The 4,298-nt window shown below is 64.1% G+C and carries 4 protein-coding genes and 1 pseudogene; 2 read left to right on the forward strand and 3 right to left on the reverse strand.

Going from position 1 to position 4,298, the window contains the following annotated elements; translation table 11 throughout:
* A pseudogene (locus RMO40_RS15660) lies at positions 1-259 on the reverse strand (homoserine dehydrogenase); the annotation flags it as partial.
* Positions 260-269: 10 nt separating this feature from the next.
* Positions 270-1,502 (reverse strand): aminotransferase class I/II-fold pyridoxal phosphate-dependent enzyme, encoded by a 1,233-nt coding sequence (locus RMO40_RS15665; protein ID WP_309723304.1) that lies wholly within the window; start codon positions 1,500-1,502, stop codon positions 270-272.
* A gap of 102 nt (positions 1,503-1,604) precedes the next feature.
* Between RMO40_RS15665 and RMO40_RS15670 the strand changes: the two genes are divergently transcribed.
* Both RMO40_RS15670 and RMO40_RS15675 read left to right on the forward strand, forming a co-directional pair.
* Positions 1,605-1,976, forward strand: a complete 372-nt coding sequence (locus RMO40_RS15670) for an MTH938/NDUFAF3 family protein (protein ID WP_309723307.1) — start codon at positions 1,605-1,607, stop codon at positions 1,974-1,976.
* A gap of 102 nt (positions 1,977-2,078) precedes the next feature.
* Positions 2,079-2,555 (forward strand): peroxiredoxin, encoded by a 477-nt coding sequence (locus RMO40_RS15675; protein ID WP_309723310.1) that lies wholly within the window; start codon positions 2,079-2,081, stop codon positions 2,553-2,555.
* An 86-nt stretch (positions 2,556-2,641) separates the two neighbouring features.
* Here the strand turns inward: RMO40_RS15675 and RMO40_RS15680 are convergent.
* Positions 2,642-4,298: SGNH hydrolase domain-containing protein (locus RMO40_RS15680; protein WP_309723313.1), on the reverse strand; the 1,657-nt coding region annotated here is incomplete at its 5' end.

The raw sequence follows: 4,298 nt of genomic DNA on the forward strand, positions 1-4,298 counted from the left end.
GCGCGATGCCGTAGCCGCCGATCAGCTCGATCACGATGTCGATCTCTGGATTGGCGATCACGGCGCGGGCATCGCCGACGACCTGCACGCCCTCCCCCGCCAGCGACTTCGCCCGGGCGGTGTCGAGGTCCGCGACCATCGTGATGCGGATCTCGCGCCCGGCGCGGCGCTGAATCTCGGCCTGGTTGCGCATCAGCACGGCGAAGGTGCCGCCGCCGACGGTGCCGATGCCGAGGAGGCCGACTTGGATGGGTTTCATGCGAATGAGCTCAGTGGGAGTGACGTTTGGCGTAGTGATGCAGAAAGCGCGCGATGCGCCCGATCGCGTCGGTCAGGTCGTCGCTGTTGGGCAGGAAGACGACGCGAAAGTGGTCCGGCTGGATCCAGTTGAAGCCGGTGCCTTGCACGATCAGCACCTTCTCTTCGGCCAGCAGCTCATAGGCGAATTGCTGGTCGTCGGTGATCGGGTAGATCTTCGGGTCGAGCCGCGGGAACATGTACAGCGCGGCCTTGGGCTTGACGCAGGTGACGCCGGGAATGTCGGTCAACAGCTTGTGCGCCAGGTCGCGCTGGCGGCCCAGCCGGCCGGTGGGCGCCACCAGATCCTTGATGCTCTGATAGCCGCCGAGTGCCGTCTGAATGGCCAGCTGGCCGGGCGTGTTGGCGCACAGGCGCAACGAGGCCAGCATGTTCAGGCCCTCGATGTAGTCGCGGGCGTGCCGCTTTTCGCCCGACACCACCATCCAGCCAGCGCGGTAACCGCAGGCGCGGTAGTTCTTGCTGAGGCCGTTGAAGGTGACGAAGAGAACGTCATCGGCCAGCGAGGCCATGCTGGTGTGCACATGGCCGTCGTACAGCGTCTTGTCGTAGATCTCGTCGACGAACACGATCAGCTGGTGCTGGCGGGCGACTTCGATGATGTCGAGCAGCACGCTCTCGGGGTACAGGGCCCCGGTCGGGTTGTTGGGGTTGATGACCACGATGCCGCGCGTGTTGGGCGTGATCTTGCTCTTCATGTCCACGATGTCGGGCATCCAGTCGGCCTGCTCGTCGCACATGTAGTGAACGGGCGTGCCACCGGCCAGGCCCGTGACGGCCGTCCACAGCGGGTAGTCGGGTGCGGGGATCAGCACCTCGTCGCCATCGTTGAGCAGCGCGTTCAGGCTCATCGCGATCAGCTCGGAAGCGCCGTTGCCGAGGTACACGTCGTCGATGGTCACGCCGGCGATGCGCTTTTCCTGGCAGTAGTGAACCACCGCCTTGCGCGGGGCAAACAGGCCCTTGCTGTCGGTGTAGCCGGCCGCCACTTGCGAGGGCAGGTTGCGGATCATGTCTTGCACGATCTCATCGGGCGGCTCCAGCCCGAACGCGGCCACGTTGCCGATGTTCAGCTTGATGATCTTGTGACCCTCTTCCTCCATCTGGCGGGCCTTTTCCAGCACCGGCCCGCGGATGTCATAGGCCACGTTGGCCAATTTGCCTGACTTGACGATGGGCTTCAACAAGGTCTCCTGAGCGGCGCAAAGCCTAGAATTATCGCTGATCACCCGCCCGCCACCGTGCTGACGGGCCCCCCGCAGCCTATCCTTTAGCGAGCGCCTGAATTGAAATTGCAACCCGATCGCATCGAGGGCGTGAACGTCATTTCCGGCTTGTTGCACGACGCCGTGTCGGTCAACGGCATCACACACCGCAGCAGCATCCTCATCCCCTGGGTGGGTGACATCGTGCCCTGGGGCGAGGCGGGCTTCGATGGGCTGGCCCAGGCCGATTTCGATCGCCTGGCCGAGCACCAGCCGGAGCTGGTCATTTTCGGCAGCGGCCCGCGCATCCGGTTTGTCGCCCCCGGCCTGCTGCGCAACCTGATGGCCCGCCGCATCGGCATCGAGACCATGGACACCGCGGCGGCCTGCCGCACCTATAACGTCCTGGCCGGCGAGAACCGCAAGGTGGTCGCCGCGCTGCTGCTCGGTTGAGCGTCAACCCCTACCTCGAGGCCGCCCCGAGGCCGATCGACGGGTGCCCATGCCCTTATAATCACGGGCTACGCCTGACGAGGCGCAACTTCAGAATTCTTCATGACGCCAGCTCTCAATAAACCCCTCCCGGAATTTGAAGCGCTCGCAACCGGTGGCGTGAAGTTCACGCCGCAGGCATACGCCGGGCAAACGGTGGTTCTGTACTTCTACCCCAAGGACAACACCCCCGGCTGCACCACCGAGGCGATGCAGTTCCGTGATCGCCACAAAGACTTCGTGAAGGCCGGTGCGGTGGTGTTCGGCGTGTCGCGCGACAACATGACCTCGCACGACAAGTTCAAGCAAAACCTCGAACTGCCCTACGAGCTGATCGCCGACACCGAAGAAAAGCTCTGCCACATGTTCGGCGTGGTCAAGAACAAGATCATGTACGGCAAGAAGGTCAAGGGCATCGAGCGCAGCACCTTCCTGATCGACACCTCGGGCATCTTGCGGGCCGAATGGCGCGGCATCAAGGTCGCCGGGCACGTGGACGACGTGCTGAAGGCCGTGAAGTCCCTCAAGAAGGCGGCCTGACCCGTCCGTCGCCCAGCTCAGCAAACGAAGGGCCTGCATTGCAGGCCCTTTTTTTGTGCTGCGTCAGTTCGACGCAATCCAAGCGCTCAGTGCGCCGCCCCGTTCAACTGGGTCGCCAAGGCTCTCGCCCAAACCGGGGCACCGGAGCGTGCCAGGTGGCCGTTGTCGTAGTAAACCGGCTGGCCATCGACAATGGAGGCGCATGCCCCGCTCTGGCAGAGTACCTGCGATGGCGAAAACGTCCCCGCAACGAAGGCGCGGTTGCGCTCCAGGGCCTGGAAGAAGAAGTCGGTCTGCGCACGGTATTCAGCAATGCTGAAATCGAGTCGTGGCGTTTCGCCACGCATCAAGGCCACTGCAGCCGTCCTGGGCACATGACCGCGCGCGCCTGGCACGGGCTCCCACACATAGACCTCCTTGCCACGAGCCTGCAGCTCTCGCACCGTGGCATCAAACTGCCGATTGAACAGGGCCAGGGACTCCGGCGGTGTCAGATGCAGATTCGGGTCGGTTGTCAGCCAGGCGGCACCTTGAAGCCAGCTGGACACGAGGAAGACCTTTTTCACCTGCGGATCATTCAGGGCCGTGTCCATCATGGCGTTGTTGAGCGCATGGCAGGCGGTTCCGGCGCGCGGGATGTACACACCCCACAACGGAGGGCAGGAGTTCATGTAGGTGAACCGACCAGCCTGACCAGAGTTCTTGAGCCACAGGTCGATGGCCTCTTGCGCGGCCCACGCATGGGAGTCCCCCCAAACCAGCCACTCCTGCGGGCGATCTGGCAACCCAAGCGCGCACAAGGTTGGGCGTGCGACTTTGGCGAACCGATTGAACTCGGGGCACCGGTCGCTCGGGCGGTCGTCCGCGAAGGCGCCGATTCGCGCCACCTCGGAGGGAAGGCGCTGGGGCAGGCCCTGGGTGGCAATCACCGTGGCGCAAACGACCAGGCTGGCCAACACGCCCACGCCATAAGCCTGGACAAACCGGCCGCTCCGCACAAGCAAGATCCCGTCGCGGAACGGCCTCTCGACCAAGAGGTACAGCAGCCCGGACAACACAAAGCACAGAACCATCATCGCCAGCCGCCAGCCGAAGGTGTAGCCCTCGCCAAGTTCTTGTGATGCAAAGACGTTGACTGGCCAGTGCACAAGGTACAGCGAGTACGAGATGCGGCCGATGGCGACCATGGGGGCCGTCGACAGCACCCGTGTCGCCCATGCGGAGGGCACGCCCCCCGCCAGGATCAGGGCGGCCGCCCCCAGAGTCGGCAGCAAGGCAAACACGCCCGGGAACCGGGTGTCCGGGGTGTGGCCTGCCACGGCCGCAACCACCAGCAGAACGCCCACTGCGCCGAGCAACTCGGCGATGCCCCGGCGCCGCACCCTCGGAGCCCATGTGATCAGTGCACCGATCAACAACTCCCAAGCCCGCGTGGGCATCAGGTAGAAGGTGGCCTCTGGTTTGATGCCGACAAAGGCCAGGTTCAGCCCGAACGACACGAGCGTCGCAGCCAGCACGACCCAGGGCGCACGGTGAGGCGCGAACTTCAGCACAAACACCAGCAGCAACGGGTAGGCGATATAGAACTGCTCTTCGACCGAGAGCGACCAGGTGTGCAGCAGATAGATGTTGCCCGCCTGCAGGCCGAAGTAGTTGACGTTCCGCCAGAAATAGATGTTGGCGACGTAGAACTGGGTCGCCATCACTTCCTCGGCCAGTTGCCGAAAGTCCGCCTGCACCAGC

The organism is Rhizobacter sp. (assembly GCF_031412075.1).
Lineage (GTDB): Bacteria > Pseudomonadota > Gammaproteobacteria > Burkholderiales > Burkholderiaceae_C > Rhizobacter.

Bases quoted from the DNA above. Each gene is read 5' to 3' on its own strand.
- RMO40_RS15675 (WP_309723310.1), top strand. From the start codon at position 2,079: ATGACGCCAGCTCTCAATAAACCCCTCCCGGAATTTGAAGCGCTCGCA.